This window comes from Streptomyces sp. NPDC059455, from assembly GCF_042750115.1.
Taxonomy (GTDB): Bacteria; Actinomycetota; Actinomycetes; order Streptomycetales; family Streptomycetaceae; genus Streptomyces; species Streptomyces endocoffeicus.
Window position 1 is genome coordinate 1 of record NZ_JBHYVB010000411.1, and the last position, 4,143, is coordinate 4,143.

General features: G+C 68.4%; 6 protein-coding genes. 3 read left to right on the top strand and 3 right to left on the bottom strand.

What is annotated here, in order from left to right; genetic code table 11:
• Positions 1-186: 186 nt before the first annotated feature.
• The 3 genes from ACFXB5_RS52905 to ACFXB5_RS52915 all read right to left on the bottom strand — a co-directional run bounded on the left by ACFXB5_RS52905 (position 187) and on the right by ACFXB5_RS52915 (position 1,925).
• Positions 187-528, bottom strand: a complete 342-nt coding sequence (locus ACFXB5_RS52905) for a hypothetical protein (protein WP_385223119.1) — start codon at positions 526-528, stop codon at positions 187-189.
• A 307-nt stretch (positions 529-835) separates the two neighbouring features.
• Positions 836-1,327 (bottom strand): GNAT family N-acetyltransferase, encoded by a 492-nt coding sequence (locus ACFXB5_RS52910; RefSeq protein ID WP_385223121.1) that lies wholly within the window; start codon positions 1,325-1,327, stop codon positions 836-838.
• Between the two features lie 334 nt (positions 1,328-1,661).
• Positions 1,662-1,925: a hypothetical protein gene (locus ACFXB5_RS52915; RefSeq protein WP_385223123.1), complete on the bottom strand. Its 264-nt coding sequence runs from the start codon at positions 1,923-1,925 to the stop codon at positions 1,662-1,664.
• 201 nt (positions 1,926-2,126) lie between these two features.
• Here ACFXB5_RS52915 and ACFXB5_RS52920 point away from each other — a divergent pair, with 201 nt between their 5' ends.
• The 3 genes from ACFXB5_RS52920 to ACFXB5_RS52930 all read left to right on the top strand — a co-directional run bounded on the left by ACFXB5_RS52920 (position 2,127) and on the right by ACFXB5_RS52930 (position 4,046).
• Positions 2,127-2,432, top strand: a complete 306-nt coding sequence (locus ACFXB5_RS52920; RefSeq protein WP_385223125.1) for a hypothetical protein — start codon at positions 2,127-2,129, stop codon at positions 2,430-2,432.
• A 199-nt stretch (positions 2,433-2,631) separates the two neighbouring features.
• Positions 2,632-3,072, top strand: coding sequence for a MarR family winged helix-turn-helix transcriptional regulator (locus ACFXB5_RS52925; protein WP_385223127.1), 441 nt, complete (start codon positions 2,632-2,634; stop codon positions 3,070-3,072).
• Positions 3,073-3,155: 83 nt separating this feature from the next.
• Positions 3,156-4,046 (top strand): NmrA/HSCARG family protein, encoded by an 891-nt coding sequence (locus tag ACFXB5_RS52930; RefSeq protein WP_385223129.1) that lies wholly within the window; start codon positions 3,156-3,158, stop codon positions 4,044-4,046.
• The last annotated feature ends 97 nt before the right edge of the window (positions 4,047-4,143 follow it).

Consider the following 4,143-nt stretch of genomic DNA (forward strand, 5'->3'; position numbering starts at 1 on the left):
CGGCTTCCGCCGTGCCATGGTCACCCCCAAAGCAGCACGGAATCACATACCTCTCCACCGTGCCACAACAAGATCATTCTGCAAGGACCCCTTAGCGGCCCGCAGACGCCGGAACGACAGCCGACACGCCACCGCGTCAGGACCGCTGCAGGTCACCACCCGGTGGCGTGTCGGCTTCAGGTCAGGCTACGACTGCGAGGGCCTCGTGTCGTACTGGGCGAAGCTGCCGCGCTGGCCCGAGGGGCACTCGGCCTTGGCGTACTGGAACCGCCAGGCGCTCGCGTGGGCGCTGCCGTCGGTGCACTTCACCCACACCTTCACGTCGACGTTGCCGGAGCACTTGGCGTGCCCACGGTAGGCGCCGCCGGGGCCGGCGTTGTCGTACCAGGTGCTGCACGCGGCGGCGCCCGTTGGCTGCTGTGCCGTCGCTTCTCCGCCGTCGGCGGCTACGGCGACACCTCCGCCGAGACCACCGCTCGCGAGGGCGAGTGACGCGAAACCGAGAGCGATGCGCTTGCGTGTGTTCACGGAATTCCCCTGTTTGTTGTGGATGTTTGACGTAGGTCGTCCGGAGTGGCGGCGCGGGGCGGACCACGCCGCCCGGTGTGCATGACCGACCTTGCCCATCGGCTCAACGGCCGTCCACACTCCCCGCCCTCCGCAGGACATTGTGGGACGTCCCACGCTCTGACCTGCTGGGACGCTGTCACTTTGAGGCGGTACAGGGACGCCTGGATGACCTGAACGGCAAAGCCACGTGCGCGGAATCGGCGGCTGTCCCGACCGGCGCGGCCCCCGGCACGGGGCAGGCTGGGGGCATTCGGCTGGCATTCCTTTACAGCGCTTTGCGTAATGCCCGGTTGATCTGGGGGTTTCGCCCAGGTTGATACGGAGTGATGCGGAGGTAGCCGCTTTGTTGGTAGAGCGAGAGGGCTGCCACGTTGGCCACGCCGGTCTCCAGTTGCATGTGCGTGTATCCGCGGAGACGGGCGTCGGTCTCGAGGCGAAGCAGGAGTTCCCGGCCGAGTGACTGGCCGCGGGCATCGGGGTGCACGTACATGCGTTTGACTTCGGCAGTGGTCGCGTTCAGGGTGCGCCATCCACCGCAGCCGGTCGGGCGGGCGGTGACCTCCCAGGCGAGGAGGAAGAGGTCCTGGGGCGGGGTGTAGTCCTCGGCCGGGGTAGCGGTGGGATCGTCAGCGTAGCCGTACATCTCCAGCTGGGTGGCGTGCAATTGCCGGGGAAGCTGCTGTACATCGGCGTTGTCATAGCGAGCAGGCGTCACCGTCCACGACCGGGGCGGCTGGGTGCGTGTCGGGCGTGTCATGCCTCTGATAGTCCCCGGTCGACGGCAGCGACAGGACTTTGTAGGGCGGCAGCTGAGCACCCGGTTCGATAACCACGACATCGACGAGGACAGCCCACTGGCGAGCGTGGAGATGATGGTAGACATGGCACACCGGTATGCCGCTGAAGGCGACCTCCAGCAGGCCACTGTCGCCCTCAGCTACGCCGAAACCCCCGCCTTCCGGCTTGACGCCTGAACGACGGGACACTTCGACGCTTCCAGCGCCACCTGCGCCTGAGAAACGCTTCCCGGCACGCCGAGCCCTTGGTGCGCCGGGGGAGGAACTCGTTGGCAGCAGCGGGGTTGAGTCGAGTCAGGCGGCCCGGACACCGGCTTCGACCGCGCAGAAGTCGATGGCCTCGACCAGGAGGCGGCTGAGGCCGCGTACGGTGCCGTACCGGGCGACCAGTTCGGCCCGCCATTCCGTGTGGTCGTCCCCGTCGGTGTCGGGGAGCACCGCAGCGATCGTGGCGAGCGCCCCTGCCAGCTGCTCGTGCGGCACGACCTGCACGATCGCCGACCACGCGTCCACCGCGGACATCTTCTCGCAGGACCCGGTCGCAGGCGGCGTCGTCACCAGTATGCCGACCGCCGCAGCGACCTTCTTCGCCGCGTGGGGGGAACCGACGAAATGCGGTTCGCGGGATGACGGAATGCGCGTAGTGTACATCGACGCGGATGGGCCCGACGTTGCTCCGTCCAAGCAAATTGCGGCCTATGTCGCCGCGAGCACGACACGCACCAGGTATACCCGGCTCTGCTCGCCGCCCTGGCCCCATTGAACCTGGCCTACCTGCACGTGATCCACGCCGGAGACGAAGACCTCGTCGCGAGGCTGCGCCGCGAATGGCCTACGGCCCTGCTCCTCAACCGCGCCGGCGCTCCCCTCGAGGCCCGGATCGCCGACCTCGACGCCGGGCTGGCCGACGTCGTCACCGTCGCCGCGGCCGCTCTGGCCAACCCGGACCTGCCGGCCCGCCTCCAGGCGAACGCCCCGCTGAACGCGGCCGACCCGGCCACCTTCTACGGCGGCGACCACACCGGATACACCGACTACCCCACCCTCGACGCGGCACAGAAGTAACATGGCACCGGCGCGCGACCCGTCGCGCGCCGGTAGAGGCGCCACCTGAGGGTGAAGGGACAGGGTAAGTCGATCAAAGTGGTTGGGGTAGGAGTGCCAGGCCGGTCTCGCAGAGGTGTGCATCTCCTGGTGAGTGGCGTGGTCTGCCGGCCTGCGACGAGTAGGCTGATCGTTCAGTCATCGGACGGGGGAGGCCGGCGTGGACTATGGCGACAAGCTCTTCTGGCTCTCGGTTGTGATTCAACGCAAGTACGCGCAGATCTGCGCCGAGTTCGACCTGACCCCCTCGCAGGCCACGCTGCTCTGCGCAGTCAGGAACGAGCCGCGGCAGATGGCTGACCTCGCCGCGTCGTTGGGTATGACCAAGAACGCATTGAGCCAGCTGGTCGATCGCACCGCGCGGCGCGAGTTGGTCGGCCGGGCAAGCTCGGCGCAGGACCGACGGGTCGTCATGCTCAGTGCGACGCCCGCGGGGAAGGTGCTCGCCGAGGCCGTTTACGCCGAGGTCGCCAAGCGCCTGCCCGAGATCGCGAGGAACCTCGACGCCGACGACCAGCGCGACTTCGAGCGCGTGGCCACCGCCATCGTGGACACCTCGGACCTCTCTTCGCCCACCTCGAACCAACCCATCACACCGTGAGGTCCCGCTACACCCGCACCTTGACGTAGTTCATGCCATGAACTAGTTTCGTTCATGGCATGAACTAGTGAGGGGTGGCAGCGATGAGCGCACAGACGACCGGCACGATCGCAGTCTTCGGCGCGACGGGGCAACAGGGCGGGGCGGTGGTCGACGCGCTGCTGGACCACAAGGCGCGGGTGCGGGCTTTGGTCCGCAACCCGCAGTCCGACCGGGCTCAGGCGCTGGCCGCCCGCGGCGTCGAGCTGGCGGCCATCCGGGCCGACGACCCGGCGTCGCTGGCCGCCGCGCTGGCGACGGTCGAGGGGTTCTACTTCATGACCCCGGAGGCGAACAGCCTCGAAGAGGTCGAGGCGGAGATCCGCATCGGTACCGCGCTCGTCGACGCGGCGGTCGAGGCGGGCGTCCCGCACGTCGTGTTCAACTCGGTCTTCGGAGCGGACCAGGAGTCGGGTGTGCCGCACCACGACTCGAAGCACTGGATCGAGGAGCACCTGAGGAAGTCCGGCCTGAGGGCCGCGATGGTTCGCGCGACCGCCTTCATGGAGAACTTCGCGAGCGTGATGGCACCGAGCCTGGAGCATGGGGAGATCGTGCTGAGGCTGCCGCTGCCGGAGGACGTCGCCCTGAAGATGATCTCGGTCAGGGACATCGGCCGGGTCGCCGCCGCGCTCCTGCTCGACACCGCGGAGGCGCCCGGCGGAGCCGTCGAGCTCGTCGGCGACGAGCTGACGGGCCCCCAGATCGCCGCGGCGTTCGGCGCGCGCGCCGGGCTCCCGGCACGGTACGAGGCCCTCCCGTTGAGCGTGCTTCCCAACGACCTCGACAAGGCGATGTTCCGCCAGTTCGCGGAGGCGGCGGAATACCCTTCGGACCTCGCGGTGGTGCGCTCGATCGAGCCGGCCACCCTGGACCTGGTCGAGTGGATCCGAGCTACCGGCTGGACCGCGCCCACAAACGTGGCTGGTTCCTGAGCGGGCCTTGACCCAAGGCCGGGTAGTTAACGTATTTCCGCTGGTGGCAAGAGGGTTGGGCGAGTTCTCGGGCTGTTGTAGGTGGCGGGGCCGGTCT

Coding starts and splice junctions, on each gene's coding strand:
- ACFXB5_RS52930 (WP_385223129.1), top strand. CDS start 3,156: ATGAGCGCACAGACGACCGGCACGATCGCAGTCTTCGGCGCGACGGGG.
- ACFXB5_RS52910 (WP_385223121.1), bottom strand. CDS start 1,327: ATGACACGCCCGACACGCACCCAGCCGCCCCGGTCGTGGACGGTGACG.